The organism is Herbaspirillum lusitanum, assembly GCF_026127345.1.
Lineage (GTDB): Bacteria > Pseudomonadota > Gammaproteobacteria > Burkholderiales > Burkholderiaceae_D > Herbaspirillum > Herbaspirillum lusitanum.
This window is the reverse complement of record NZ_QXFG01000010.1, coordinates 254,478-279,538: the sequence shown is the minus strand read 5'-3', so window position 1 is coordinate 279,538 and position 25,061 is coordinate 254,478. Positions and strand designations below refer to the sequence as shown.

Below are 25,061 nucleotides of genomic sequence, written 5' to 3'. Positions count from 1 at the left end.
CACCTCAAGGACTTCATGCGCAGAGCGATCTTGCTGCTTTCCTGCCTGGCCGTAGTGGCCGGGCTGGCGCTCGTGCTGGCGGGTCTGTGCGGCAGCACCGGCTGCCTGCGCCCTGGCGGCGATCCAGCCGATATCGCCATGCTGCTGCAATTGCGCGTGCCGCGCGCATTGACGGCATTCACCGTCGGCGCCTTGCTGGCGATGGGGGGCGCGCTGATGCAGGTGCTGCTGCGCAATCCCTTGGCTGAACCTTATGTGCTCGGCGTCTCCGGCGGCTCTGCGGCGGGCGCCTTGCTGGCGATGCTGCTGGCGGCGTCGATCGGTCTGCCGCGCCAGAACATTGCCGCCGTCGGCGCCGCCTTGGGCGCGGGCCTGGCGGTGCTGCTGCTGTTCGGCCTGGTCGGAAAATCGCTGCGGCGTTTGCCGTTGTCGCCGATGGCGGCCGGGCATCGTTTGCTGCTGACCGGCGTGATGCTGGCCGCAGGCTTCGGCGCCGTGATCACGCTGGTGCTGACGCTGGCGGGAGATACGCAATTGCGCGGCATGGTGTTCTGGCTCATGGGCGATCTCGAAGACAGCCGCTTCCTGCCGTTGGCCGCCGCCATCGCCGGCGCAGTCCTGCTGTGGTCGATATGGAATGCGCCGCGCCTGAACCTGCTGGCGCGCGGTGAAAGTTTTGCGCAGCTGCTGGGCGTGCCGGTGGTGCGCCTGCGCGTGGCGACCTTGTGCGCGGCGTCGCTGGCGACCGCCGCTGCGGTGACGCTGGCCGGCACCATCGGCTTCGTCGGCCTGGTGGTGCCGCACGGTTTGCGCCTGCTGGTCGGCAACGACCAGCGCGTGTTGCTGCCGGCTGCGGCGCTGGCCGGAGGCGCCGGCTTGACGCTGGCCGATCTGGCGGCGCGCACCGTCGTCGCGCCGATGCAATTGCCGGTCGGCGTCATCACGGCGCTGACCGGCGTGCCGCTGTTCCTGTGGCTGCTGGCGCGGAGTCGCGCATGACGGCGGCTTTGCTATTGCAAGTGGAGGCGCTGACGCTACGCGCCGGCGCCGCCAGTTTGCTGGAGAACTTCGACTGGCAAGTACGCGCCGGAGAATTCTGGTGCGTGCTCGGGAAAAACGGCATCGGCAAAAGCACCTTGCTGCATGCCGTTGCCGGTCTGTTGTCGCCGACGTCCGGTCGCGTCCTTTCTCCGGAGGGCGACATCAAGCACGCGACACCGCAGCAACTGGCCTTGTGGCGCGGCCTGCAGGCGCAGCAACAGCTGGACGCGTTTCCCTGCAGCGTGCTGGACAGCGTGATGGCGGGTTTGCATCCGTATCGTCCTGGCTGGGGGTGGCCCGATGAAGCCGATCGGCGCGCGGCATTGCATGCACTCCAACGTCTGGACATGGCGTCTTACGCCGATGCAGACGTAATGCGCCTGTCGGGAGGCGAGCGCCAGCGCGTGGCGACGGCGACGCTGATGCTGCAGGCGCCGCAACTCTATCTGCTGGACGAACCGGCTTCACATCAGGACGTCGCCGCTCAGCAACTGGTGATGCGCACGCTGAAAGAACTGGCGGACGACGATCACGCCGTCGTCGCCACCATGCACGACATCAATCTGGCGACGCGTTTTGCATCGCACGTGCTGTTGATCGCAGAGGGGAAAGTCTGGCAGGGCAGGGCCGCGGATATCCTGCGTCCGGATCTGCTGGAAGCGGCCTACGGCTGTCGTTTCGAGATGGTGGAAACTGCTGCCGGGAAATGGCTGATGCCGGTCTGACGGCTTGCTATCCGGGCGGGCGGCGCGAACGCACCGTGTCGAGAATCTTGCAGACTTCTTCGGTCGCATCCAGCACACGCGGCCCCGGCCGGTTCAGCCAGTCGGCGTTGACCGTGAACAGGTTGCCGGCGGCCACCGCCTTCATCTTGCCGAACTGGCGCCATTCATCCAGCGGGTGATCCTTGGCGTCGTCGGGTGCGAGGATGGCCTCCGGATTGGCGGCGATCACCGACTCCAGGCTGACGTGCGGCGCCAGCTGCGGCAGGTCGCCGAAGATATTGTTGCCGCCGCAGGTGCGCAGCACCGTCGACACCATGTGCTTGCCGTTGAGCGTCATCAGCGGGCGTCCCCAGATCTGATAGAACACGTTGACCGGCTTGCGGTCGCGATAGCTGCGGCTCAGCGCTTGCCAGCGCGCGCGGAAATCGGCGGCGGCTTTGCGGCCTTGCTCCTCGGTGCCGCTGAGCGCGCCCAGCCGTTCCAGCGACGTCGCAATCGTCGCGTAATCGGCCGGCTGGCTTTCGAACACGGGCAAGCCGAATGAGCGCAGCTGCTGCAACTGCGAGGCCGAATTGCCGCTGCGCCAGGCCAGGATCAGGTCGGGTTTGAGGGTGAGGATTTTTTCGATGTCGACCGCGCTGATGCGGCCGACCGAGGCCACTTGCAACGCGGCCGGAGGATAGTTGCTGTAGTTGCTCACGCCGATGACATACGGTCCGGCGCCGGCGGCGTAGAGCAATTCGGTGGTGTGCGGCGACAGGCTGACGATGCGGCGCGCGGGTTTGTCGAGGCGGATGTCGTTGCCGAAATCATCGGTGACGGTGATGCTTGCGGCGGCGTTGCCTGCACAAAGCAACACAAGCACCGCCGGCAGGGCGGACCGCAGCGGCGTCAGCCGGTGGCGCATCAGACTTCGAGATTGTCGATCAGGCGCGTCTTGCCGAGTTTGGCGGCGGCGACCACGACCAGTTGTTCGCCCTGCGCCAGATCGCCGGCGGACGGCGGTTGCAAGTCGTTGCGCTTGCGGATCGAGATGTAATCTGGCTGCCAACCGCGCTGCGCCAGCGCATCCATGGCCTTGCGTTCCAGTTTGGAGATGTCCAAGTGGCCGCTGCGCACTTCGTCGGCGACCTGGTTGAGCACCTTGTACAACTCGGGCGCTTCGGTGCGCTCATCGGCCGACAGGTAGCCGTTGCGCGAAGACAGCGCCAGGCCGTCGTCGGCGCGCCAGGTTTCGGCGGCGATGATTTCGGTCGGCAGCGCAAACTGGCGCGCCATGTTGCGCACGATCATGAGCTGCTGGTAATCCTTCTTGCCGAACACCGCCACGCGCGGCTGCACACAGGAGAACAGCTTGAGCACGACGGTGGTCACGCCGGTGAAAAAGCCGGGACGGAATTCGCCTTCGAGGATATTGCCGAGGTCATCCGGCGGCTGCACGCGGTATTCCTGCGGCTCGGGATAGAGATCTCTTTCCGTCGGTGCGAACAGGACGTAGACGCCTTCCTTCTCCAGCTTGTCGATGTCGGCCTGGAAGGTCCGCGGGTACTTGTCGAAGTCTTCGTTCGGTCCGAATTGCAGGCGGTTGACGAAAATCGACGCCACCACCGGATCGCCGTGGGTGCGGGCCAGGCGCATCAGCGACAAATGGCCTTCGTGCAGGTTGCCCATGGTCGGGACGAAGGCGGTGCGCAATTGGCCGCGCAGCTGGTCGCGCAGTTCTTCGATGGACGAGATGATTTTCATGGCGTTGTGTCGTGGATGGATGCGGAAGCGGACTGTGCTCTAAAGGAGCGACCGGGCTGAAGGGTGGTTCGGCAGCCCGGCAACTCAGCTGGGTGGATCAGCTTGGAGAATACGACAGCCGCACATAAATCGGCGCGAAGGCTTCGGCCTGGGTGATTTCGATCAGGGTTTCCTTGGCCAGCTCAAGCAGGGCGATGAAGTTCACCACCAGCACCGGCACGCCGCGCGCCGGATCGAACAGCTCGGCGAATTCGACGAAGCGCGCCGAGCGCAGGCGGCGCAGGATGCCGGTCATGTGCTCGCGCACCGACAGTTCTTCGCGGCTGATGTGGTGATGTTCGGTCAGTTTGGCGCGGCGCATGATGTCGGCCCACACCGCCTGCAGGTCGTCGAGGTTTACCTCGGGCCAGCGCACGACGACGGTTTGTTCGATGTGAACCTGGGTGCGTACATAGTCGCGGCCGACTTGCGGCAGCGAATCGAGCTCCTGCGCGGCCAGTTTCATCTGTTCGTATTCGAGCAGGCGGCGCACCAGCTCGGCGCGCGGATCTTCGGCTTCTTCGCCGGAGTCGGCCTTCCTGACCGGCAGCAGCATGCGCGATTTGATCTCGATCAGCATCGCCGCCATCAGCAGGTATTCTGCGGCCAGCTCAAGGTTGTGCTTGCGGATTTGTTCGACGTATTCCAGGTATTGCAGGGTGACCTGCGCCATCGGGATGTCGAGGATGTTGAAGTTCTGTTTGCGGATCAGGTAGAGCAGCAGATCCAGCGGTCCCTGGAACGCTTCCAGGAAAACCTCCAGCGCGTCCGGCGGAATGTACAGATCGGTCGGCAGCTTGAACAGCGGCTCGCCGTACAGCTTCGCAAAGGCGACGCCGTCGACCACGTTGGGAGTCGAGTCCGGCTGGCCTTCCAGCGTCAGTTCGGCAGCGTCGGAGGATGGAGTCCCGGCGTTTTCGATCATGCTGGCGAATTAGTGATTTTGGTAGACGTAGGACTGTTGCTTGACGCGGGATTCGGTCTCGCGCGCGGTCTTGTCCAGATCCAGCGGCGTCTTGTCCCACAGCAGGGCGCGACCGGCGCGTTGTTCTTCTTCGAGGTTGGGATTCTTTGCCTTGAGCTCGGCGATGAACTTGGTGGCTTCCGACTCGTACGAGGTGAAAAGTTTGCTGAAGAACATGATTTATCCCGGGAATTCTTGTTAACTGGCCAATAACCGCTATTCTACCCTGTCTTGAAGCTCTGATATCAAAGATGACCATGATCAAAAACAAGTTGCTGGCCCGGCTGGCGGCCATCTGCGCGACGGTGCTCGCGCTCGGTTGCGACCGCAACGGCAATCCCGTGGAGGAATTCGGTTTGGACAAGTTGAACAAAGGCGCATCGACCGAGGCCGACGTGCGCAGCGTCATGGGGCAGCCGGACAGCGTGCGCGAGGAAAGCGATGGCGGCCGCACGCTGGAATATCCGAAAGGACCGCAGGGCGTGCGGACCTGGATGTTCCGCATCGGCGCCGATGGAAAATTGTCGGATTACCAACAAGTGCTGACAGCCGAAAATTTCGACAGGGTGCAAAAAGGCATGACGCGCGAAGAAGTGCGCAACATGCTCGGCCGCCCGCGCACCGTGATGCCGTTCGCCCGCAAGAAGGAAGAAGTGTGGGACTGGAAATACCTGCACGTCCATGAAGAACGGCTGTTCAACGTGCATTTCGACATGGAGACCGGCAAGGTCGTGCGCATGTCGATTTCGGAGATTTCCGGGCACTGACCGGGAACATCGGCCGACGCCCGTGATCAGGGCGGATGCGAATAGTCGCCGAACTCCTGGCGCTCCTGCACCGCCACCGGATCTTCGCCAATGTCCATGCGGCTGCGGCGCAGCATGCCGGCTTCATCCAGCACCGAATACGCCGTCGAGCAGAACAGCGAATGCATGCGGCGCATGTCGCTGATCAGGTCCAGATGCAATGAACTGGTCTCGATGCTCTGCTGGGTTTCCCCGGCCAGGCGCGTCAGGTGGGTCTTCGAATAAGCGCGTTCGAGGTCGCGGAAGGCTTCTTTTTCGGCCAGCAGTTTTTGCGCGCTCTTGAGGTCGCCGTCGATGAACACAGACAGGCCCAGTTGCAGGCTCGCCACCAGGCGCGCATGCATTTCACAGACCTCGTTCATGCCGGCAGCGGAGAAGCTGCGCTGCAGCGCGATCTTCTTGCTTTCAATGCCCTTGACGATGCGCTCGATGATGTCGCCGGCCTGTTCCAGGTTGATCGTCAGTGTGACGATGTTGGTCCAGCGGCGCACTTCCTTTTCATTGAGCTCTTCGCGCGAGACGCGCGCCAGATACATTTTCACCGCCGTGTACAGCTTGTCGACGTCGTCATCGAGCTTGCGGATCTGTTGCGCGCGCAGCTGGTTGTTGTCGCGAATGACCGGCAACAGGCTCGTCAACATTTTCTCGATCAGGTCGCCGATGCGCAGCACTTCACGCGATGCATTGGCCAGCGCCAGCGAGGGCGTGTCGATTGCGGCGAGGTCAAGATGGCGCGCGACGGCGGCGTCTTCCTCGTCCTTCTGCGACTCAGGCAGCAGTCGTACGCACAGGCGCGACATCGGTTCCACCAGCGGCAGCAGCAGGCCGCAACGCACCGTGTTGTACAGCACGTGGAAGGCCACCACGCTGAAGCGCAGGTCCTTGCCCAGCAGGGCAATCCACAACTCGATGTAATTGATGAAGGGCAGCACCACGATCGCGCCCGACAGGCGGAACAGCATGCTGCCCAGCGCCACCCGCCGCCCCGCGACGTTCTGGCTGGCGGCAGTCAGCAGCGCCAGGATGCCGCTGCCGAGGTTGGCGCCGATCACCAGGCACAGCGCGACCTTGAGCGAAATGATCCCGGACGTGGCCAGCGTCGCCGCCAGCAGCACGGCGGCCAGGCTGGAATAGGTCAGCATGGCGAACACCGCGCCGATCAACGCGTCGAGGATGATGTCGCCGGTCAGTGTGGAAAACAGCACCTTGATGCCGGCGCCCGTGATCATCGGCCGCGTCGCCGCAGTAATCAGTTCCAGCGCCAGCAGGATCAGGCCGAGACCGATCACGGCGCGCGCCAGGCGTCCCACCGAGGTATGGCGGCGCGACAGATACACCACCACGCCGCCGAAAATCAGCAGCGGCGAAATCCACGACAGATCGAAACTCAGCACGCCCGTCATCAGCGCGGTGCCGACGTCGGCGCCGAGCATGATGGTCAGCGCAGGCGTCAGCCCGACCAGGCCCTGGGCGACGAAGGAGCAGACGATGACGGCGGTGGCGTTGCTGCTCTGGACCAGGCTGGTGACGCCGACGCCGGCCAGGAAGGCCAGGCCGCGACGCTTGATGCTGGTGCTCAGGATGCGGCGCAGCTGCGCGCCGTAGACGCGCAGCACGTCGGTGCGCACGATGTGGGTGCCCCATACCAGCAGGGCCAATGCAGAAAGCAGATTGAGAAGGGTGGTCATGGCTCCAGCAAATGTTGGGTCAATTCGGCAAATCCAGCGCCGAAAGGATGCCGCGTGATGAAGCGCGGTGGATGTTGCAGGCGGTCGGCGAATTCGAGCACGTTGGCCACGCCTACCGACAACGGGAAGTAGGCGAACATCGGTGCATCGTTGGGCGAGTCGCCGGCGAATACGCAGCGGCTGCGTTCTTCGTCATCGGCAAGGTCGACGTCGTAGCGCTCCCGCATCATGAGGCGCGCCATGCTCAGTTTGTCGTAGTCGCCGAACCAGCCGTTGACGTGGATGGAACTGATTTTTGCAGTCATCCCCGCATCTTCCATGATTTGCACGATGCGATCAACGGCAGCGCGGTCCAGCGGCGGCACATCTTCGCAAAAATCGATGGCCAGGTCGTACTGGCGGCAGAACTGATCGGACGCCACGGCGCAACCGGGCACTTCGCGCAGGATGCGGTCGCGCACTGCGGCCAGCCTGCCGGTGTTATCGCGGCGACTTGTTTCATCCAGCAGATGGCGCGTGCGCAGCTTGTTGGCGGCGCGGTCGTGCCACATGTAGAGCGCGCCGTTTTCGCCGATCACGCCGTCGACCGGCCACATGCGCGCGATCTGGTCGCACCAGCCGGCCGGACGGCCGGTCACCGGGATGACGCGCAGGCCGGCGCGTTGCAGCGTCTCCAGCGATTGATACGCTTGCGCGCTGAGTTTGCCGTCGGTGGTCAGTGTGTCGTCGATGTCGGTGAACACGGTCGTGACCTGCGCGCGCGGCAATTGGTCCACGGATTTCATTTCAATTCCAGTAATTGCGGTTGGTGGTCGGAAGAGCGCGTGCCGCTGTCGATCTCGAACGAGCGCACGCGCGGCAACAAGTCCTCGCTGGCGAAGATGAAGTCGCAGGCAAAGGCTTCCGGCCATTGTTCGCGGTCATATAGACCGACATTGTGCGGATGCGGTTTGTTCCCGTGCAGGTATTCCCAGGTGTCCCGCAGACCCGGCACGCCGTCCTTGAACGGATGTTGCAGGCGCGAATGCAGCGGGTCTTCCGGACGGAAATTGAAGTCGCCGGTGAGGATCGTCCTGGAGGTCTGGTCGAACGCATGGTAAGGCGAACCAGACAGGTCGCGCACGCGGCTGCGGGCGGCGCGCAGCGAGGTCTCTGCATGGATCGCGCGGATCGCTTCGACCTGGGTGCGGCGTTGCAGCAGGGAATAATATTCGAGGTGCGTGTTCATCACGCGCACGGCGCCCAGCGGCGTATCCAGCGTTGCTTCGATCAGCACGCGCGGCATGCTGATGACGTCGGCGTCGACCGGCCACGGCAACTGATGGCGCAGCACGCGCGAGACCGGATAGCGCGACAGGATCATGTTGCCGAAGCAGCGCCGGCTGCCGTCGGGTGCAGCGACGTCGACACCGGCTGCCGGGATGGCGGTGAAGTCCGGTAGCAGTCGCGCGAAGATCTCGAACTGATTCTCGCCGGCACTGCCGGCCAGCGACGGGAAATTCGCCGCCACTTCCTGCAGGCACAGCACGTCGAAGTCGCCGAGTTTCTTTGCGTCGCGCACGATGCGCGCAGGATCGACGACGCCATCGACGCCGCGCGACCATTGGATATTCCAGCTGATGATTTTCATCGTAGCGTCCTCATCAAGTCAACGAATGCCGGCGCGCATGAACGACTGCACGAACTGGCGCTGGAACAGCAGGAACGCCAGCAACAGCGGCGCCGAAGTCATCAGCGTGGCCGAGGTGATGATCGACCAGTCGACGCCCTGGTCGGTGGACGAGAACACCTGCAGGCCGACCGTCAGCGGACGCGATTCAACCGAGTTGGTAACGATCAGCGGCCACAGGAAGTTATTCCAGTGCGTGCTGATCGAGACCAGGCCGAACGCCAGGTAGATCGGCTTGGCCAGCGGCACGTACACCTTCCACAGCACCTGCATGGCGCTGGCGCCTTCCACGGTGGCCGCTTCGTCCAGCTCGCGCGGCACCGTCTTGAAAGTCTGGCGCAGCAGGAAGATGCCGAATGCCGAAGCGAAGTAAGGCAGGCCGATCGACAGGATGGTGTCGCGCAGGCCGAGCAGATTCATGGTGTTGTAGTTTTCGACGATCAGGATGTCGGGCATCACCATCAGTTGCATCAGCACCAGCATGAACATGATGTTGTCGCCGCGGAAGCGATAGCGCGAAAACGCATAGGCGGCCATCGTCGCCAGCACCATCTGCGCGACCAGGATCATCGTCACCAGCATGAAGGTGTTGAGGAAGTAGCGCGGGAACGGCGCTGCATTCCAAGCGTTGACGAAGTTCTGCAGCGTCAGCGGCGCGGTCAGCGAAAAGCGCGTGGCGAATTCGGCCGGATGAAATGCAGTCCAGATCGCATAGATCAGCGGCAGCAGCCACAGCAGGCCGAGCACCCAGGCCGCAACGGTTTCCAGTATCTTGTTCCGTTCGCCGAACGGATTGGTGGCTTGAGCGATCATTGGTAGTGAGTCCTGCGGTCGAGAATACGGAATTTGACGAAGGCGATCACCGCCAGCATCATCAGCAGCACCACGGTCAGCGCGGCGGCGTAGGACGAATCCCAAAAGCTGAAGCCGACTTCATAGATGTAGTACAGCAGCAGCGAGCTGGCGTTGTCCGGCCCGCCCTTGGTCATCACCACGATATGGTCGACCAGGCGGAAGGAATTGATCAGCGCGTTGATCAGTACGAACAGCGTGGTCGGCATCAGCAGCGGGAACTGCACCTTCCAGAAATACTGCCAGCGCGACGCGCCTTCCAGTCCGGCGGCTTCCGCCAGCACCGGTGAAATCTGCTGCAGCGCTGCCAGGTAGAAGATCATGAAGAAGCCGGCTTCCTTCCAGATCGCCACCACCATCATGCAGCCCAGCACCGTGTCCGGATTGCCGAGCCAGTTGTGAGACGGCAGTCCGAGCGCATTGGTCAGTTGCTCCAGCAAGCCGTATTGCGGCGTGTAGAAGAACAGCCAGATATTGGCCACCGCAATCATCGGTAGTACCGTCGGCGTGAAATAAGCCAGGCGCAGCAGGCCGCGGCCCAGCAGCTTGTCGTTGACCCACAGCGCCATCATGATGGCCAGCGCGATCGAGACCGGGATGGTGCCAAGCGCGAACCACAGGTTGTTGAACAGCGCCCGCCAGAAGACCGGGTCGTCGGCCATCAGCGCATAGTTTTCCATGCCGACGAACACCGACGGGCTGGCGCCCTTGGGCGTGGAAAAGAAACTGTGCCAGATCGTCGCCACCGCAGGATAGTGGGTGAACGCGATCAGCAGCACCATGGCCGGCATCAGCAGCAGCCAGGGTGTGATGGAAAATTGTGTGCGATTCATGTAAAGCCTTTTGCTGTCTCAGGCCAGGCGCAATGCCGGTGCAGGAGCGTGTCCTTGCACCGGCGATTGCATGCCCCGGCTTCGCCAAACGTCAATTAACGATTCCAGCTGCGCAGGATGCGATCGGATTCGCGTTGCGCATCCTTCAGTGCCGCTTCCGGCGTCTTGGTGCCGGACAAGGCAGCCTGCAGGTTGTCGTTCAGCGCCTTGGTGACGCGCTGGTTGTCATGCGTCGACAACTCGGCCACGCCGTATTTCATTTGCTCCCGCGCCACGGCCGCGGCCGGTACTTCCTGCAGGTACTTTTTCATTTCCGGGGTATCCCAGGCGTCCTGGCGCGGCGCCACGTAACCGGTGGCGATCGACCATTGGGCCGCGCGTGCAGGTTCGGTGGCGAAGCGGATGAACTTCACCGCAGCCTGTTGTTGTTCCGGCGAAGTCTTGTTGAACACATAGAAATTGCCGCCGCCGGTCGGGCTGCCCGGATGCTTGCTGGCCGGCAGCATCGCCACGCCGAACGGGAAGCTGGCGTTGGCGCGGATGTTGGTCAGGTTGCCGGTGGTGGTCCAGACCATCGCGGCCTTCTGTTCGAGGAAGTCCTTCGGCGTGGTGCCCCATTCGATCACGCCGCCCGGCATGACCTTGTGCCTGGCCGACAGATCGACCCAGTATTGCAGCGACTCGACGGCGGCCGGCTTGTCGAAGTAGGTCTTGGTGCCGGCGGCGTTCATCAGCGCGGTGTCGTTCGGCGTGGTCAGGCCCTGGAACATCCAGTAGGTGAAGCCGGTCGACGGAATCTTCAGGCCCCATTGCGAGACGTTGCCGTTGGCGTCGCTCTTGGTCAGTTTCTTGGCGTAGGTGATGGTGTCGGCCCAGTTGGCCGGCGCCTTGTCCGGATTCAGGCCGGCTTCCTTGAACAGGTTCTTGTTCCAGAACATGACGATGGTGGAGCGCTGGAATGGAATGCCCCAGGTCTTGCCGCCGGTCTGGCTGTTTTCCATGAAGCCCTTGTAGAAGCCCTCGATCCACTTCTTGTCTTCCGGCTTGTTGGCCAGGCCGTCGATCGGCACGATGGCGTTTTCATCGATCAGCGTGAACAGGTCGGTCGACAGCAGCACGGCCAGCGTCGGCGGCGTGCCGCTCTTGAACGCGGTCAGCGCCTTGACGATGCTTTCCTGGTAGGTGCCGGCGTAGACCGCCTTGATCTTGACGTCGGGATTCTGCTTTTCGAAATCGGCGACCATGCCGTCGATGGTCTTGGTGATCGGGCCACCCACGGCGACCGGATAATAGAAGGTCAGTTCGACCGGATTGGCGGCGAATGCCGGCGCGGCGAAAGCGCCGGCGACGGCCAGTGCAGCGATGGATTTCAGAATGACTCTACGCATGTTTGTCTCCCGGATTAGTTATGGTGGTACGTCTGTGGTGCAGGGTGAAAAGCGATGAAAACGATTACATCGGAATCCGACGCAAGCCTGATTTCCTGTCGAAGAAATACTGGTTGCCGCGTTCCCAGCCCAGCTGGATCGCATCGCCCGGCACCAGCGTCAGCTGGCCCGGTACGCGCATGAGCAGAGAGGCCTGGCCGACGCGGCAGCCGACGATGGTGTCGGCGCCGAAATATTCGATCGTGTCGACGGTGGCGGCGATGCCTTGCCCGACCAGATGGATGTGCTCGGGACGCACGCCGAGTTGCCATTCTTCGTCGACGTTGTGCGGGTGGATCACCGGACCGCTGCTGCCTTCAATGACGAGGCCGGCCGTGCTGTTGGACAGCGGCAGGATGTTCATCGGCGGCGTGCCGATGAAGCGCGCGGCGAACACCGAGGCCGGCTGTGCATACAGTTCGGCGGGCGGCGCGTTCTGTTCGATCTTGCCGTCGCGCAGCAGGATCACCTGGTCGGCCATGCTCATCGCCTCGGTCTGGTCGTGCGTGACGTAGATCATGGTCATGTTGAGCTGCTGTTGGAGGGCGCGGATTTCACGGCGCATTTCCTGGCGCAGTTGGGCATCCAGATTTGACAGCGGCTCGTCCATCAGGCAGACCGGCGCATCGGCGATGATGGCGCGGCCCAGCGCCACGCGCTGTTGCTGGCCGCCCGACAACTGGCCGGGACGGCGGTCGAGCAGATGGCTCAGGCCGAGGATGTCGGCGACGCGCTTGAGACGCTCGTCGAAATGCCTGGCCGGCTCCTTGCGCACGCGCACGCCGAACAGGATGTTGTCGCGCACGTTCAGGTGCGGAAACAGCGCATACGACTGGAACACCATGGCGATCTTGCGCTGCGCCGGCGGCAGGTTGGTGACGTCGCGCTCGCCGATGCGGATGGCGCCGGTGGACGGCGTGTCGAGGCCGGCGATCAGGCGCAGCGTGGTCGACTTGCCGCAGCCGGACGGTCCCAGCAACACGGTGAAGTCGCCCGACTTCACTTCGAAATCAATGCCTTTTACAGCCTGGGCGTCTCCCCAGTTTTTGGTAATGCCCTTGAGCGAAATTGCTGCCATCGCGGTGTCCCCTCGGTAAAGAAATGAATGGTGATGCAAATTGATGCGGTCGCGCTCAGGTCTGCGCCATCTGTGCGGCCAGGTGTTTGCGGATGGCGCAGTGCTCGTCGAAATAGGCGGCAAATTCGGCGCGCTGCTGTTCGCTCATGTGCAGGCCGCACTTGGTGCGACGCCACAGGATGTCGTCCGGCTGGTAAGCCCATTCGTGCGTGATCAGGTAATCGACCTCGCGCTGCACCAGGCCGCCGCCGAAGTCGCGGCCGAGTTCGGCCGGCGTTTGCGCTTCCTTGAGGATGACGTGGGCGATGCGGCCGTGGCGACCGAACAGGCGCGTCAGGAAATGCGCGTCGAGCTGGGCGTATTTCTTTTTCAGGTAATCCAGTTCCTGGGCGCGGTCGGCGCGCTTGAACTTGCCGCCAGGCAGGGCTTCGTCCTTGCTCCACGGACCGCGGCGGGTCTTGGTCCAGGGCGCCAGTTTCTCCAGCACCGATTCGGCCAGGCGGCGGTAGGTGGTGATCTTGCCACCGTAGACCGACACGCACGGCGTGTTGTCGGCGTCCTGCAGCACCAGCGTGTAGTCGCGCGTGACCGCCGAGGGATTGTCGGACTCGTCGTCGAACAGCGGGCGCACGCCGGCATAGCGCCAGACGATGTCGGCGTCGCCGACTGGTTTTTCCAGGTATTGATTGACCGCGCGCAGCAGGTAGGCTTCTTCGTCGGCGCTGATGCTGGCGCCGTTGTCCATGTTCTCCTGCGGCACGTCGGTGGTGCCGATCAGCGTGAACTTGTCTTCGTAAGGAATCATGAAGACGATGCGCTTGTCGTCGTTCTGCAGGATGTAGGCGTGCTCGCCGGCGAACAGGCGCGGCACCACGATGTGACTGCCGCGCACCAGTTTGACGGCGGCGTGCGCCTTGTCTTGCCGGGCCGGGTTGAGCAACTGGTCCATCTTCGCCACCCAAGGGCCGGCGGTGTTGACGACGGCGCGTGCGGTGAGTTGCTGGCGGACGCCGGTGACGGTGTTTTCGACTTCGCATTGCCACTGGCCGTTGCTGCGTTTGGCGTCGACCAGGCGCGTGCGGGCGAAGATTCCGGCGCCGTGTTCCTGTGCGCTCAACAGGTTCAGGATCACCAGGCGGGCGTCGTCGACCCAGGCGTCGGAATAAGCGAAGCCGCGCGTGATGTCGGCGCGCAGGCCGCTCGGCGCGCCCATCCGGTCGAGCGCGATTCCGGCCGAATGCGGCAGCGTGATGCGGCCGCCGATATGGTCGTACATCCACAAGCCGAGGCGGATCATCCAGCGCGGACGCAGGCCCTTGACATGCGGCATGACGAAACGCAAGGGCCAGGCGATGTGCGGCGCGATGTTGAGCAGGTGCTCGCGCTCGGCCAGCGCTTCGGCGACCAGGCGGAATTCGTAGTATTCGAGATAGCGCAGGCCGCCGTGGATCAGCTTGGTGCTGGCCGACGAGGTGGCGCCGGCGAAGTCGTTCTGCTCGCACAAGGCGACCTTGAGGCCGCGGCCGGCGGCGTCGCGCGCCACGCCGGCGCCGTTGATGCCGCCGCCGATGATCAGGAGATCGTAGGTTTCTGAAGTGGTCGCTGTACTCATTACTTTGCTCGTTTGCGGTTGGTTTTGTTGTTTGCAGTCTTGCCGGCAGGCGCTTCCGAAGTCGCCTCGTTCTTGTCCTCGTCCAGCTGTTGCACCAGCAGCCGGGCGGTGGGTTCGTCGATCACCAGTTCGTTGATGAAGCCGCCCAGCAGTGCTGCGCGCAGGCCGGGGATCTTGCCCTTGCCGGACACCACGCAGATCGAATGCGCAGCGCGCTGGAAGCGATCGAGGTCCGGGCCGCTACTGCGCGCATTGAGCGCCACGTCGCGCCAGCTGCCGTCGTCGCGGAAGAACACGGTGGCGATGTCGCCGACCACGTCGTCGCGACGGATGTCTTGCTGGTCCTGCTTGTCGAGATAACCGCCGGTGTGGATGTGGCTGCCGGTTTCGGCCGCGCCGATGCTGAACAGCAGGATGGCGGCGTCGTTCTGCAAGGTGCGGATGGCCTTGATGCTGCGTTCGCGCCACAGCGCGGTGCGGGTGTCGGCGTAGTCGAAGAAGGCCGGCACCGGGAAGCTGTGGGCGCGGCCGCCGTAGTTCTGGGCGAAACGCGACACCAGCGATTCGCCGAAGGTGTTGACGATGTTGGCGCCGGCGCCGGAGCCGTTGAGCTGCACGACATCAACATCGTGCACCGCCTTCGGACTCAGGTTGTCGGCGATGGCGGCGACGGTGTTGCCCCAGGCCAGGCCGATGACGGTGGACGGTTGCATCAGCGTGTTCAGGTAAGCGGCGGTGTGCGCGGCGACGCGCTGCATGCTTTCGCGCTCGGTGGCGGCGGCCGGCACCGGCACCACCTGGATCGAGCGCAGCGGATAGTGTTTGGTGATGGCGGCTTCGAGATTGCCCGAGAGTTCCTGCGGATCATGCACGCGGATCTCCACCAGGCCGTTCTCCATGGCGTACGACAGCAGCCGCGACACGGTCGCGCGCGAGGTGCCGATTTCTTCCGCGATGGCCGCCGTCGTCATGTTCTGGAAGTAGTACAGACGCGCGACGCGCACGGCCGAATAAGCGATGTCCTGACGTTCCCCTGTAGCCATTTTTGCCTTGTGAACAAATGATCATTGTTGTTGAACGTTTGTACAATAATCGAATTGATTCGAGAAATCAAGTCGGATGCTTGACGCCATGCAGCATCGGCGCGCTGTTGCAAACCGGCTTGCGAGGGCGAAAACAGGAGAGCGGGAACGAAAAAAACCGTCGCACGCGGCTGCATTTGCAGCGCGGGCGACGGCTTGGATAGCGCGGAGGAGTTTAGTTGCGCAGCCAGCGACGCATCACGATGGGCGACGGTTCCATCGGATTGGCGCGGGTGTATTCCAGTTCGGGGGCGATTTCAAAACCGAAGGCGGCGTAGACGTCGAGCAGTTGTTCCTGATCGCTGCGGACCGCCAGGCGCAGTTCGCCGATGTCGGCGGCGAGGGCGCGATGGATCAGTGCTTCCATCAGATGCTGCGACAGGCGTTCGCCGCGATAGTCGGGCAGGATGCCCATGCGCAGGATTTCCCAGACGTCGAGTTCGGTGTCCAGCGGCAGCCAGCGCACCGAGCCGGCCGGAACGTCGTCGCGCAGCAGCACGAAGCCGCCGCCGCGTTGCAGGTCTTCGGCCACGCGTTTGGGTTCTTCACGGTGGCCGCTTGAGCTCGGCGCAACCTTGTTGGCCCAGCTGCCGCGCGTGAGTTCGGCGATCAGCTCCGCGTCGTCAACGGTGGCTTCACGAATTAAAAGGTCAATGTCTGCCATGGCGTTTGCTGGCTGGGATTAACGAACCCGCATGCCCGGCTCGGCGCCCGGCCACGGATTCAGCACATAGATGCCCGGCTTGGATTTTTCATCCTTGGCCGAAGCCGCCAGCACCATGCCTTCGGAAATGCCGAACTTCATCTTGCGCGGCGCCAGGTTGGCGACCATCACGGTCAGCTTGCCGACCAGCTCTTCCGGCTTGTAGGCCGAAGCGATGCCGGAGAACACGTTGCGGGTCTTGCCTTCGCCGGCGTCCAGCGTCAGGCGCAACAGTTTGGTAGAACCTTCGACGGCTTCGCAGTTGACGATCCTGGCGATGCGCAGATCGATCTTGGCGAAATCGTCGATGCTGATTTCGGGGGCGAGTTCTTCGATGCCGGCGTCGGCGCTTTCCGCCGGCGCTGCAGCTGCAGCCGCTTCCGGCGCATCGAACAGGGCATCCAGCATCTTCGGATCGACGCGTTGCATCAGGTGGGCGTAGGCATTGATGACGTGGCCGTCAGGAAGCGCGGTCTGCACATCGGCCCAGGCGAATGGCGCGACGTTGAGGAAACCTTCCACTTGCGCCGCCAGTTGCGGCAACACCGGTTTCAGGTACACGGTCAGGACGCGGAAGGCTTCCAGCAGGCGGCTGCACACCTCATGCAGTTGCGCGTCCTTGGTGCTGTCCTTGGCCAGTTCCCATGGCTTGTTGGCGTCGACGTAGGCGTTGATGACGTCGGCTTGCTCCATGATCGCGCGCAGGGCCTTGCCGTATTCGCGTTGCTCGTAGAGCGCCAGGATGTCCGGTGCGATGCCGCGCAGCTTAGCGAGGAATGCATCGTCGGCGGTCGCCCACGCAGTCGACAGCTTGCCGTCGAAACGCTTGGCGATGAAGCCGGCGGCGCGGCTGGCGATGTTGACGTATTTGCCGATCAGGTCGGCGTTGACGCGCGCGACGAAATCGTCAGGGTTGAAGTCGACGTCTTCCACCTTGGCGTTCAGCTTGGCGGCGATGTAGTAGCGCAGCCATTCCGGATTCATGCCGATGTCGAGGTAGCGCAGCGGCGAGATGCCGGTGCCGCGCGACTTCGACATCTTTTCGCCGCTGACGGTGATGAAGCCGTGCGCGAATACGTTGGTCGGCGTCTTGCGGCCGGCGAACTTGAGCATGGCGGGCCAGAACAACGTGTGGAAATACGTGATGTCCTTGCCGATGAAGTGGTACTGCTCGGTCTTGTCGTCGGCCATGAAGGCGTCGAAGTCGCGGCCGGTCTTGCCGAAATAATTCTTCAGCGAAGCCAGGTAGCCGATCGGCGCGTCCAGCCAGACGTAGAAGTACTTGCCCGGCGCGTCGGGGATTTCGATGCCGAAGTAGGGCGCGTCGCGGCTGATGTCCCAGTCGCCTAAACCGCCTTCGCCGTCGAGCCATTCCTTGGCCTTGTTGGCTACTTCCGGTTGCAGCCGGTTGTTATCCAGCGCCCATTCACGCAGGAAGGCCACGCACTTCGGGTCCGACAGCTTGAAGAAGAAATGTTCCGACGATTTCATCACCGGCGTCGCGCCCGACAGCGTCGAGTACGGATTCTTCAGGTCGGTCGGCGCATACACGGCGCTGCAGTTTTCACAGGAGTCGCCGTACTGGTCCTTGGTGCCGCACTTCGGGCATTCGCCCTTGATGTAGCGGTCCGGCAGGAACATGCTCTTGACCGGGTCGAAGAACTGGTCGATGGTCTTGGTCGTGATCAGCTTGGCATCGTCGCGCAGGGCGCGATAGATGTCTTGCGACAGCTGGTGGTTTTCCTGGCTGTCGGTCGAGCTCCAGTTGTCGAAGGCGATGTGGAAGCCGTCCAGGTATTGCTTGCGGCCGGCCGCGATGTCGGCGACGAACTGCTGCGGCGTTACGCCAGCTTTTTCAGCCGCGATCATGATCGGTGCGCCATGGGCGTCGTCGGCGCCGACGAAATGGACTTCATGGCCCTGCATTCGTTGAAACCGGACCCAGATATCGGCCTGGATGTATTCCATGATGTGGCCGATGTGGAACGCGCCGTTGGCGTAGGGAAGGGCGGTGGTAACGAAAAGTTGGCGTGGCGATGAAGTGCTCATTGGCAATGCGTGCTTGGGTTGGTGATCAGGAAAGAGGGCCATTTTAGCAGCCGCAGGGGCTTTGGCGCAGGGTTGATCCATAAACAAGTCGCAACCAAGCCGGTGCAAACAGCACTTTTCATGTCTGTATGGCAATTTTTTGTGAGGCTGGCCGTATTGATGCGGCAACCCCCGCGCTGCGATTGGTTTAGACTTGCGGAAGTCAATCAAGGAGAGGTAATGAGCATCACCGCAGAAGTCGTCAAAGCAGCACTGTCCCAGGTCATCGACCCCAATACCGGCAAGGATCTGGTGGCGGGCAAGTCAGTCAAGAATATTCTGATCACCGGCGCCGATGTTGCCTTCGACGTCGAGCTGGGCTATCCCGCAAACAGCCAGATCGAACCGATCCGCAGCGCCGCCGAGGCAGCCGTGCAAGGTATCGCAGGCATCGGCGCGGTCAAGGCCAACGTCTACTTCAAGATCGTCGCGCATGCCGTGCAGCGCGGCATCAAGCTCAAGTCCAACGTCAAGAACATCATTGCCGTGGCGTCCGGCAAGGGCGGTGTCGGCAAGTCGACCACCGCCGCCAATCTGGCATTGGCGCTGGCTGCCGAAGGTGCGCGCGTGGGCATCCTCGACGCCGACATCTACGGCCCGTCGCAGCCGATGATGCTGGGCATCGACGCCAAGCCGGAAACCAAGGACGGCAAGACCATGGAGCCGCTGGAAAACCACGGCCTGCAAGTGTCGTCAATCGGCTTCATGATCGATCCGGACGAGCCGATGGTGTGGCGCGGCCCGATCGTCACGCAGGCCTTGCAGCAGCTGCTCGATCAGACCAACTGGCGCGACCTGGATTACCTGATCGTCGACATGCCGCCGGGTACCGGCGACGTGCAGCTGACGCTGTCGCAGAAGGTGCCGGTCACCGGCGCGGTAATCGTGACTACGCCGCAGGACATCGCCTTGCTGGACGCACGCAAGGGCCTGAAGATGTTCGAGAAGGTCGGCATCCCGATCCTGGGCATCGTCGAGAACATGAGCACGCATATCTGCTCCAACTGCGGCCACGCCGAAGCCATCTTCGGCAGCGGCGGCGGCGAGAAGATGTGCGCCGACTTCGGCGTCGACTTCCTCGGCGCCTTGCCGCTGACGATGGCGATCCGCGAGCAGACCGATTCCGGCCGTCCGACCGTGGTGGCCGAGCCGAATGGCGCGGTGGCGGAAATTTACAAGAACATCGCGCGCAAGGTCGCTGTCAAAGTGGCGGAAAAAGCCAAGGACATGACCAGCAAGTTCCCGAGCATCGTGATCCAGAACGACTGATCAAGCGATGCCGGTGGCGCCGTGGGGGGAATCCGACCAACGTAGAACATAGCAAGGAGAACTGCCATGACATCCCCGATATCCCTGACATTGCGACCGTCGCGATTCATCAAGACCCTGTTCGCCGCATCCATCTTGTTCGCTGCGGCGGCCCAGGCGGCCGAGCCGTCGGTGTCGTTCACGGCGCCGATGGACGGCGCGGTCGTCACCAGTCCGTTCGACGTCAAGTTCGCCGTCACCGGCATGGAGGTCAAGCCGGCCGGCGAGATGGCGGCCAATACCGGCCATCATCACCTGCTGATCAACACCGGTCCGATCGCCAAGGGAGAGCCGATTCCAATGGACGACACCCACCTGCATTACGGCAAGGGCCAGACCGAAGCCAAGGTGACGCTGCCGCCCGGCAAATACAAGCTGACCATGCAGTTCGCCGATGGCGCGCACCAGTCCTACGGTCCGGCCCTGAGCAAGACCATCAACATCACCGTGAAGTAAAACCGACGCGTCGCCTGCCGTCTGTCGCCGTTGCGTTCCATCGCAGCGGCCGACGCGGTAAAATGGCGGCTTTCCGATCAGACTGACAACGGCTTTGGCGTTCCAAGGCCGTTTTTATTTATCATGACATCCACAGTACCTGCCACTCCCGTTCGCACCCGCTTCGCGCCCAGCCCGACTGGTTATCTCCACCTCGGCGGCGCGCGCACGGCCTTGTTCTCGTGGGCCTATGCGCGCCGTTTCGGCGGCACCTTCATCCTGCGCATCGAAGACACCGACCTGGAGCGCTCCACGCCGGAAGCGGTGCAGGCCATCATCGACGGCATGCAATGGCTGGGACTGAGCCATGACGAAGGTCCGTTCTACCAGATGAAGCGCATGGACCGCTACCGCGAAGTGGTGGCTGAGATGCTGCAGCAGGGCACCGCTTACCATTGCTATTCCTCGCCGGAAGAAGTCGAGGCCATGCGCGAGCGCCAACGCGCCGCCGGTGAAAAACCGCGTTACGACGGCACCTGGCGTCCCGAGCGCGGCAAGGCTTTGCCGGCGATTCCGGAAGGCCGCAAGCCGGTGGTGCGCTTCCGCAATCCGCTCGACGGCGACGTCACCTGGAACGACGTGGTCAAGGGCCCGATCACGATCTCCAACCGCGAGCTGGACGACCTGGTGATTGCCCGTCCGGACGGCACGCCGACTTACAACTTCTGCGTCGTGGTGGACGACTGGGACATGAAGATCACCCACGTGATCCGCGGCGACGACCACGTCAACAACACGCCGCGCCAGATCAACATCCTCAAGGCGCTGGGCGGCGCGCTGCCGCAATACGGCCACGTGCCGATGATCCTCGGCGCCGACGGCGAGAAGCTGTCCAAGCGCCACGGTGCGGTCAGCGTGATGGATTATCCGGCGCAAGGTTTCCTGCCGGAAGCCATGCTGAATTACCTGGCGCGCCTGGGCTGGAGCCACGGCGATGAAGAAATTTTCTCGATGGAACAATTCTGCGGCTGGTTCGACCTCGACCACTTGTCGAAGTCGCCGGCGCAATTCAATCCGGAAAAACTGGCCTGGCTCAACAACCACTACATCAAGCTGGCCGACAACGAGCGCCTGGCTACGCTGGCGCGTCCGCTGCTGGAAAAAGAGGGCGCGCAATTCGACGGCGCGCCGCCGCTGGCGCAGACCATCGCGCTGCTGAAAGAGCGTGCCAATACCGTCAACGAACTGGCGACCGCGGTGCAAATGTTCTACCGCCAGCCTGCACCCGACGCCGCGCTGGTGACGCAGCACATCACTGATGCCATCAAGCCGGCGCTGCAGGATTTCGCCGCGCGCTGCGCCACGGTGGAATGGAACAAGGCCGCGCTGGCAGCCATGATCAAGGAAGTGCTGGCCGCCCACGCGCTGAAGATGCCGCTGCTGGCGATGCCGTTGCGCCTGATCGTCGCAGGCCAGTTGCAGACCCCGGCCATCGATGCGGTGCTGGAATTGTTCGGCCGGGACGTTGTGCTGGCGCGCCTGCAAAACTATTTGTCATAAAAAGCGGGTCTTTTCATAAAACCCGCTTGCTATTTACCCATGGGTATTGCATAATCTCGCTTCTTCGCAAGGGGGTATAGCTCAGCTGGGAGAGCGCTTGCATGGCATGCAAGAGGTCAGCGGTTCGATCCCGCTTACCTCCACCAGCGACTCAGTAGTAACTGAGTAGTAGAAGTAAAGCAGTAAGATGCAGGTAACAAACTGTGATGCCACACAGTCGTAGTACGGTAACAGCTGCGGGACATGATGTATGCGATGTCCCCATCGTCTAGAGGCCTAGGACATCACCCTTTCACGGTGAGTACGGGGGTTCGAATCCCCCTGGGGACGCCAGCTTTTACAAAGTGCTATTGAATGGTTACTGCAGTACAGGACTTTGTCCCCATCGTCTAGAGGCCTAGGACATCACCCTTTCACGGTGAGTACGGGGGTTCGAATCCCCCTGGGGACGCCAAAACAAAAAATGCCCGCTCATGCGGGCATTTTTATTTTGACGTCCCCAAGTGATGTGCCTGCGCACATCACGCGGGGGATTCGAAGGGTTCCGCCTGCTGGCGACACCGCGGCCTGCCGAAGGCAGGCGAATCCCCGGACGCCTAGCGTTCGTTAGCCGACCGGCGATCTCGCTCAAAAGAAAATAATCCCAAGAACAAATAGCAATGTTCCGGCAAAGCCGAAACGAGCACGCCCGCAAAGCCTGCACCAAATCCAGCAACGGCCATCGCCTTTGTCCTCTCAAAGACAACCCATTCCCTCATTTCCCGCTAATCTCCTTTCGCACATCCCCTTGATCGCATTTTTCTTTTACCATCGGCCATCAAGCAATCAATAAAAGACAAAGGAGCCCATCATGAGCCAAGCCGCCGATCTGACCATCGACGCGCGCGGGGTCGCCACCATTACCCTGAATCGCCCCGAAGTCCACAATGCCTTCGACGACCTGCTGATCGCCCGCCTGATCGACCTGATCGGACAAGCGCGCGACAATCCGCACGTCAACCTGCTGGTGCTGGCCTCGACCGGCAAATCCTTCTCCGCCGGCGCCGACCTCGGCTGGATGCGCCGCATGGCCGACGCCACGCGCGAGGACAACCTCAAGGACGCGCACCAGCTCGCCGCGCTGATGGAAAACCTCAACAGCTTCCCATGCCCGACCGTCGCCCGCATCCAGGGCGCCGTGATGGGCGGCGGCGTCGGCCTGGTGGCTTGTTGCGACGTCGCCATCGCCGGCGACAATGCTTTCTTCGCTCTGTCCGAAGTCAAGCTCGGACTGGCGCCGGCGGTCATCAGCCCCTACGTGATCGCCAAGATCGGCACATCGCAGGCGCGCCGCTATTTCGTCACGGCGGAGCGCTTCTCCGCCATCCGCGCCGCCGCCATCGACCTGGTGCATGAGGTGGTGCCGGCCACGGAGCTGGAAGCAAAGACAGAGCAAATCATTGCCACTTTGCTGGCCAACGGCCCGCAAGCCATGCGGCGCGCCAAGGAGCTGGCGCAGGTCGCTAATCCCTTGCCGGCCACGCCGGCGCTGCGCGATTACACCACCGGCGTGATCGCCGATTTACGCGCGTCTGAAGAGGGCAAGGAAGGCTTGCGCGCCTTCCTCGAAAAAGAATCGCCGAGTTGGATTGCCAAACGTTAAGCAGGAACTGACGTAGATAAAAAAGCCGCAGCCCATCACAGGCTGCGGCTTTTTAACGGGCGAAGGAAAAGACTACAGCTTGATCTCCGTACCCAGCACCTTGAGGAACTGCGCCAGCCATTGCGGATGGCCCGGCCATGCCGGCGAGGTGACGAAGTTGCCGTCGGTGACGGCGGCGTCCACGGCGATCTCTGCATAGTGGCCGCCGGCCAGTTTGACTTCCGGCGCGCAAGCCGGATAAGCCGAAATCTTCTTGCCTTCGATCACGCCCGCCGCCGCCAGCAATTGCGCGCCGTGGCAAACCGCCGCGATCGGTTTTTTCGCTTCGGCGAAATGCCGTACGATGGCAATCACCTTGGCGTCCAGGCGCAGGTATTCGGGAGCGCGGCCGCCGGCGATGACGATGGCGTCGTACTTAGCGGGATCGACCTCGTCGAAGCTGGCGTTGAGCGCGAACTGATGGCCCGGCTTTTCGGTGTAGGTCTGGTCGCCTTCAAAATCGTGGATGGCGGTCTTGATCTTGTCGCCCGCCTTCTTGCCCGGGCAGACGGCGTGCACCGTGTGGCCGACCATTTGCAGCGCCTGGAACGGCACCATGGTTTCGTAATCTTCGGCAAAGTCGCCGGTCAACAATAAAATCTTCTTTGCTGCCATGCTGATCTCCTGATGTGCGAGCCGGGGGGCTCTGGTGGAATTGCTGAAACACATACAATGCGCGCTGGCTGCGCGTTCTCATTTGATCCACGTCATCTGACGCGACTTCCCCATCAAAAATTCCTTGTTCGGTTCCATGCAGTCGCGCAGGTAACTCCACAGCGCCGACACCCGCGCGACGTGCCGCTGTTCGCTGGCGGCAACCAGCCAGAACGAGCGCTTGATCTCGACTTCATCAGGCAGCACCGGCACCAGATCGTCCGACTGCTGCGCCAGGAAGCAGGGCAGGATTGCCAGCGCCTGGCCGCTGCGCGCCGCCGTGTATTGCGCAATCACGCTGGTGCTGCGGAAGGCGCGAAAAGCCTCGGGCGCAATGTTTTCCTTGTAGCGCAGCTCTTCGCTGAACACCAAGTCGTCAATATAGCCGATGAAGGCGTGGGGTTCGAGATCGGCCACGCTGCGCAACGGCGGATGGCTTTCCAGGTAGGCCGGGGTAGCGTACAGCTTGAGCGCATAGTCCGCCAGTTTCGTGACAACGTAATTACCGCTGACCGGCCGCTCGATGGTCACGCTGATGTCGGCCTCGCGCTTGGACAGGTTGACGAAGCGCGGCATCGGCAGCATGTCCACCGAGATGTGCGGATTGCGTGCGCAGAAGTGGGCAATGTGCGGCGCCAGCACGAAGGTGCCGAAGCCCTCCGTCGCGCCCAGTCGCACCTGGCCCGACAACAGCCGGTTGTGGCCGCCCAGTTCCTCGGCGGCGGCGTAGACCGTGCTTTCTATCTTTTCCGCGTATTCCACCAGCCGATAGCCGTCGGCGGTCAGGCTGTAGCCGTGGTTGTTGCGGTCGAACAGCTGGCTGCCAACCTGTTCTTCAAAGCGCTTGATGCGCCGCGATACGGTCGAATGATCGATGCCGAGTTTCTTGGCGGCATCGACCAGGCCCTGGCTGCGCGTGAGTTCGAGGAATACCCGCAGGTTGTCCCAATCCATCATCTTGTCTCCGTTGTGCATTGCTGTAAGCCGTTTGCATTGGATTTGCAATTATGCAAAGGGCTTTTGAATTATTGGTTATTGTAACGATATTAACGCACATGCAAAATGAGTCT

Annotated in this window: 24 protein-coding genes and 3 tRNA genes; 10 read left to right on the top strand and 17 right to left on the bottom strand. The window is 62.5% G+C overall.

All coding sequences use genetic code 11. The features are described from left to right. Nucleotides 1–15: 15 nt before the first annotated feature. Nucleotides 16–999, top strand: a complete 984-nt coding sequence (locus DXT88_RS16095; protein WP_265214948.1) for a FecCD family ABC transporter permease — start codon at nucleotides 16–18, stop codon at nucleotides 997–999. Then, nucleotides 996–1,766, top strand: coding sequence for an ABC transporter ATP-binding protein (locus tag DXT88_RS16090; protein WP_265214946.1), 771 nt, complete (start codon nucleotides 996–998; stop codon nucleotides 1,764–1,766). The genes DXT88_RS16095 and DXT88_RS16090 overlap by 4 nt, the downstream gene beginning before the upstream one ends. A 7-nt stretch (nucleotides 1,767–1,773) precedes the next feature. Here DXT88_RS16090 and DXT88_RS16085 read toward each other — a convergent pair whose 3' ends face one another. From DXT88_RS16085 to DXT88_RS16070, 4 genes are all read right to left on the bottom strand, one after another. Beyond that, the gene (locus tag DXT88_RS16085; RefSeq protein WP_265214945.1) at nucleotides 1,774–2,673 is read right to left on the bottom strand and encodes a cobalamin-binding protein; all 900 of its coding nucleotides are present in this window, start codon (nucleotides 2,671–2,673) and stop codon (nucleotides 1,774–1,776) included. Next, complete coding sequence (gene panC / locus DXT88_RS16080; RefSeq protein ID WP_016836433.1) at nucleotides 2,673–3,512, bottom strand: pantoate--beta-alanine ligase; 840 nt, start codon at nucleotides 3,510–3,512, stop codon at nucleotides 2,673–2,675. The genes DXT88_RS16085 and panC overlap by 1 nt, the downstream gene beginning before the upstream one ends. Before the next feature lie 97 nt (nucleotides 3,513–3,609). Then, nucleotides 3,610–4,476 (bottom strand): segregation and condensation protein A, encoded by an 867-nt coding sequence (locus tag DXT88_RS16075; RefSeq protein ID WP_265214944.1) that lies wholly within the window; start codon nucleotides 4,474–4,476, stop codon nucleotides 3,610–3,612. Nucleotides 4,477–4,485: 9 nt separating this feature from the next. Then, entirely contained in the window at nucleotides 4,486–4,692 is a 207-nt protein-coding gene (locus DXT88_RS16070) for a DUF3460 family protein (protein ID WP_016836435.1), read from the bottom strand. Nucleotides 4,693–4,766: 74 nt separating this feature from the next. Between DXT88_RS16070 and bamE the strand changes: the two genes are divergently transcribed. After that, nucleotides 4,767–5,282 (top strand): outer membrane protein assembly factor BamE domain-containing protein, encoded by a 516-nt coding sequence (gene bamE, locus DXT88_RS16065; protein ID WP_407649353.1) that lies wholly within the window; start codon nucleotides 4,767–4,769, stop codon nucleotides 5,280–5,282. A 26-nt stretch (nucleotides 5,283–5,308) separates the two neighbouring features. On the opposite strand, the gene DXT88_RS16060 is transcribed toward bamE, so the two are convergent. The 11 genes from DXT88_RS16060 to metG all read right to left on the bottom strand — a co-directional run bounded on the left by DXT88_RS16060 (nucleotide 5,309) and on the right by metG (nucleotide 18,314). Continuing rightward, nucleotides 5,309–7,009, bottom strand: coding sequence for a Na/Pi cotransporter family protein (locus DXT88_RS16060; protein ID WP_265214941.1), 1,701 nt, complete (start codon nucleotides 7,007–7,009; stop codon nucleotides 5,309–5,311). Further along, nucleotides 7,006–7,794 carry an HAD family hydrolase gene (locus DXT88_RS16055; RefSeq protein ID WP_016836438.1) on the bottom strand — a complete coding sequence of 263 codons (789 nt, stop codon included), beginning with the start codon at nucleotides 7,792–7,794 and terminating at the stop codon, nucleotides 7,006–7,008. Before DXT88_RS16055 ends, DXT88_RS16060 begins: the two co-directional genes overlap by 4 nt. Continuing rightward, on the bottom strand, nucleotides 7,791–8,639 hold the full coding sequence (locus tag DXT88_RS16050) for an endonuclease/exonuclease/phosphatase family protein (RefSeq protein WP_265214939.1): 849 nt from the start codon (nucleotides 8,637–8,639) through the stop codon (nucleotides 7,791–7,793). The genes DXT88_RS16055 and DXT88_RS16050 overlap by 4 nt, the downstream gene beginning before the upstream one ends. 18 nt (nucleotides 8,640–8,657) lie before the next feature. Then, the gene (locus DXT88_RS16045; protein ID WP_016836440.1) at nucleotides 8,658–9,491 is read right to left on the bottom strand and encodes a carbohydrate ABC transporter permease; all 834 of its coding nucleotides are present in this window, start codon (nucleotides 9,489–9,491) and stop codon (nucleotides 8,658–8,660) included. Further along, entirely contained in the window at nucleotides 9,488–10,363 is an 876-nt protein-coding gene (locus DXT88_RS16040) for a carbohydrate ABC transporter permease (protein ID WP_265214937.1), read from the bottom strand. Before DXT88_RS16040 ends, DXT88_RS16045 begins: the two co-directional genes overlap by 4 nt. A 95-nt stretch (nucleotides 10,364–10,458) precedes the next feature. Beyond that, a complete protein-coding gene (locus tag DXT88_RS16035) occupies nucleotides 10,459–11,751 on the bottom strand; it encodes an ABC transporter substrate-binding protein (RefSeq protein WP_265214935.1) in 1,293 nt (430 codons plus the stop codon). Between the two features lie 64 nt (nucleotides 11,752–11,815). Continuing rightward, the gene (locus tag DXT88_RS16030) at nucleotides 11,816–12,868 is read right to left on the bottom strand and encodes an ABC transporter ATP-binding protein (RefSeq protein WP_265214933.1); all 1,053 of its coding nucleotides are present in this window, start codon (nucleotides 12,866–12,868) and stop codon (nucleotides 11,816–11,818) included. A gap of 55 nt (nucleotides 12,869–12,923) precedes the next feature. Continuing rightward, the gene (glpD, locus tag DXT88_RS16025) at nucleotides 12,924–14,480 is read right to left on the bottom strand and encodes a glycerol-3-phosphate dehydrogenase (RefSeq protein ID WP_265214932.1); all 1,557 of its coding nucleotides are present in this window, start codon (nucleotides 14,478–14,480) and stop codon (nucleotides 12,924–12,926) included. After that, complete coding sequence (locus DXT88_RS16020) at nucleotides 14,480–15,523, bottom strand: sugar-binding transcriptional regulator (RefSeq protein WP_265214931.1); 1,044 nt, start codon at nucleotides 15,521–15,523, stop codon at nucleotides 14,480–14,482. The genes glpD and DXT88_RS16020 overlap by 1 nt, the downstream gene beginning before the upstream one ends. A gap of 214 nt (nucleotides 15,524–15,737) precedes the next feature. Then, on the bottom strand, nucleotides 15,738–16,217 hold the full coding sequence (locus tag DXT88_RS16015) for a GNAT family N-acetyltransferase (RefSeq protein ID WP_265215243.1): 480 nt from the start codon (nucleotides 16,215–16,217) through the stop codon (nucleotides 15,738–15,740). A gap of 27 nt (nucleotides 16,218–16,244) precedes the next feature. Then, nucleotides 16,245–18,314: a methionine--tRNA ligase gene (gene metG / locus DXT88_RS16010; RefSeq protein WP_265214929.1), complete on the bottom strand. Its 2,070-nt coding sequence runs from the start codon at nucleotides 18,312–18,314 to the stop codon at nucleotides 16,245–16,247. A 219-nt stretch (nucleotides 18,315–18,533) separates the two neighbouring features. Here metG and apbC point away from each other — a divergent pair, with 219 nt between their 5' ends. The 7 genes from apbC (at nucleotide 18,534) to DXT88_RS15975 (ending at nucleotide 23,298) form a co-directional block, all read left to right on the top strand. Further along, a complete protein-coding gene (gene apbC / locus DXT88_RS16005; RefSeq protein ID WP_016836457.1) occupies nucleotides 18,534–19,622 on the top strand; it encodes an iron-sulfur cluster carrier protein ApbC in 1,089 nt (362 codons plus the stop codon). A 66-nt stretch (nucleotides 19,623–19,688) separates the two neighbouring features. After that, nucleotides 19,689–20,117, top strand: a complete 429-nt coding sequence (locus DXT88_RS16000) for a DUF4399 domain-containing protein (protein WP_265214927.1) — start codon at nucleotides 19,689–19,691, stop codon at nucleotides 20,115–20,117. Between the two features lie 123 nt (nucleotides 20,118–20,240). After that, on the top strand, nucleotides 20,241–21,656 hold the full coding sequence (gltX, locus tag DXT88_RS15995) for a glutamate--tRNA ligase (RefSeq protein WP_029363992.1): 1,416 nt from the start codon (nucleotides 20,241–20,243) through the stop codon (nucleotides 21,654–21,656). Nucleotides 21,657–21,726: 70 nt separating this feature from the next. Beyond that, nucleotides 21,727–21,802, top strand: a tRNA-Ala gene (locus tag DXT88_RS15990). A 111-nt stretch (nucleotides 21,803–21,913) separates the two neighbouring features. Continuing rightward, nucleotides 21,914–21,989, top strand: a tRNA-Glu gene (locus DXT88_RS15985). Nucleotides 21,990–22,034: 45 nt separating this feature from the next. After that, nucleotides 22,035–22,110 (top strand) — tRNA-Glu (locus DXT88_RS15980). Between the two features lie 396 nt (nucleotides 22,111–22,506). Continuing rightward, nucleotides 22,507–23,298, top strand: coding sequence for an enoyl-CoA hydratase-related protein (locus DXT88_RS15975; RefSeq protein WP_265214924.1), 792 nt, complete (start codon nucleotides 22,507–22,509; stop codon nucleotides 23,296–23,298). Nucleotides 23,299–23,370: 72 nt separating this feature from the next. Here DXT88_RS15975 and DXT88_RS15970 read toward each other — a convergent pair whose 3' ends face one another. Together DXT88_RS15970 and DXT88_RS15965 are read right to left on the bottom strand one after the other, a co-directional pair. Then, a complete protein-coding gene (locus DXT88_RS15970; RefSeq protein ID WP_265214922.1) occupies nucleotides 23,371–23,952 on the bottom strand; it encodes a DJ-1/PfpI family protein in 582 nt (193 codons plus the stop codon). Nucleotides 23,953–24,030: 78 nt separating this feature from the next. Then, on the bottom strand, nucleotides 24,031–24,948 hold the full coding sequence (locus DXT88_RS15965) for a LysR family transcriptional regulator (RefSeq protein ID WP_265214920.1): 918 nt from the start codon (nucleotides 24,946–24,948) through the stop codon (nucleotides 24,031–24,033). Between the last annotated feature and the right edge of the window lie 113 nt (nucleotides 24,949–25,061).

Excerpts from the sequence above, each read along its gene's own strand:
- DXT88_RS16050 (WP_265214939.1), bottom strand. The coding sequence starts at position 8,639 with ATGAAAATCATCAGCTGGAATATCCAATGGTCGCGCGGCGTCGATGGC.
- DXT88_RS15965 (WP_265214920.1), bottom strand. The coding sequence starts at position 24,948 with ATGATGGATTGGGACAACCTGCGGGTATTCCTCGAACTCACGCGCAGC.
- DXT88_RS16070 (WP_016836435.1), bottom strand. The coding sequence starts at position 4,692 with ATGTTCTTCAGCAAACTTTTCACCTCGTACGAGTCGGAAGCCACCAAG.
- DXT88_RS16000 (WP_265214927.1), top strand. The coding sequence starts at position 19,689 with ATGACATCCCCGATATCCCTGACATTGCGACCGTCGCGATTCATCAAG.
- glpD (WP_265214932.1), bottom strand. The coding sequence starts at position 14,480 with ATGAGTACAGCGACCACTTCAGAAACCTACGATCTCCTGATCATCGGC.
- DXT88_RS16085 (WP_265214945.1), bottom strand. The coding sequence starts at position 2,673 with ATGCGCCACCGGCTGACGCCGCTGCGGTCCGCCCTGCCGGCGGTGCTT.
- DXT88_RS16030 (WP_265214933.1), bottom strand. The coding sequence starts at position 12,868 with ATGGCAGCAATTTCGCTCAAGGGCATTACCAAAAACTGGGGAGACGCC.
- DXT88_RS16060 (WP_265214941.1), bottom strand. The coding sequence starts at position 7,009 with ATGACCACCCTTCTCAATCTGCTTTCTGCATTGGCCCTGCTGGTATGG.
- DXT88_RS16035 (WP_265214935.1), bottom strand. The coding sequence starts at position 11,751 with ATGCGTAGAGTCATTCTGAAATCCATCGCTGCACTGGCCGTCGCCGGC.
- DXT88_RS16075 (WP_265214944.1), bottom strand. The coding sequence starts at position 4,476 with ATGATCGAAAACGCCGGGACTCCATCCTCCGACGCTGCCGAACTGACG.
- DXT88_RS15970 (WP_265214922.1), bottom strand. The coding sequence starts at position 23,952 with ATGGCAGCAAAGAAGATTTTATTGTTGACCGGCGACTTTGCCGAAGAT.
- apbC (WP_016836457.1), top strand. The coding sequence starts at position 18,534 with ATGAGCATCACCGCAGAAGTCGTCAAAGCAGCACTGTCCCAGGTCATC.
- DXT88_RS16055 (WP_016836438.1), bottom strand. The coding sequence starts at position 7,794 with ATGAAATCCGTGGACCAATTGCCGCGCGCGCAGGTCACGACCGTGTTC.
- DXT88_RS15975 (WP_265214924.1), top strand. The coding sequence starts at position 22,507 with ATGAGCCAAGCCGCCGATCTGACCATCGACGCGCGCGGGGTCGCCACC.
- DXT88_RS16040 (WP_265214937.1), bottom strand. The coding sequence starts at position 10,363 with ATGAATCGCACACAATTTTCCATCACACCCTGGCTGCTGCTGATGCCG.
- bamE (WP_407649353.1), top strand. The coding sequence starts at position 4,767 with ATGACCATGATCAAAAACAAGTTGCTGGCCCGGCTGGCGGCCATCTGC.
- DXT88_RS16045 (WP_016836440.1), bottom strand. The coding sequence starts at position 9,491 with ATGATCGCTCAAGCCACCAATCCGTTCGGCGAACGGAACAAGATACTG.
- DXT88_RS16095 (WP_265214948.1), top strand. The coding sequence starts at position 16 with ATGCGCAGAGCGATCTTGCTGCTTTCCTGCCTGGCCGTAGTGGCCGGG.
- metG (WP_265214929.1), bottom strand. The coding sequence starts at position 18,314 with ATGAGCACTTCATCGCCACGCCAACTTTTCGTTACCACCGCCCTTCCC.
- DXT88_RS16090 (WP_265214946.1), top strand. The coding sequence starts at position 996 with ATGACGGCGGCTTTGCTATTGCAAGTGGAGGCGCTGACGCTACGCGCC.
- panC (WP_016836433.1), bottom strand. The coding sequence starts at position 3,512 with ATGAAAATCATCTCGTCCATCGAAGAACTGCGCGACCAGCTGCGCGGC.
- gltX (WP_029363992.1), top strand. The coding sequence starts at position 20,241 with ATGACATCCACAGTACCTGCCACTCCCGTTCGCACCCGCTTCGCGCCC.
- DXT88_RS16020 (WP_265214931.1), bottom strand. The coding sequence starts at position 15,523 with ATGGCTACAGGGGAACGTCAGGACATCGCTTATTCGGCCGTGCGCGTC.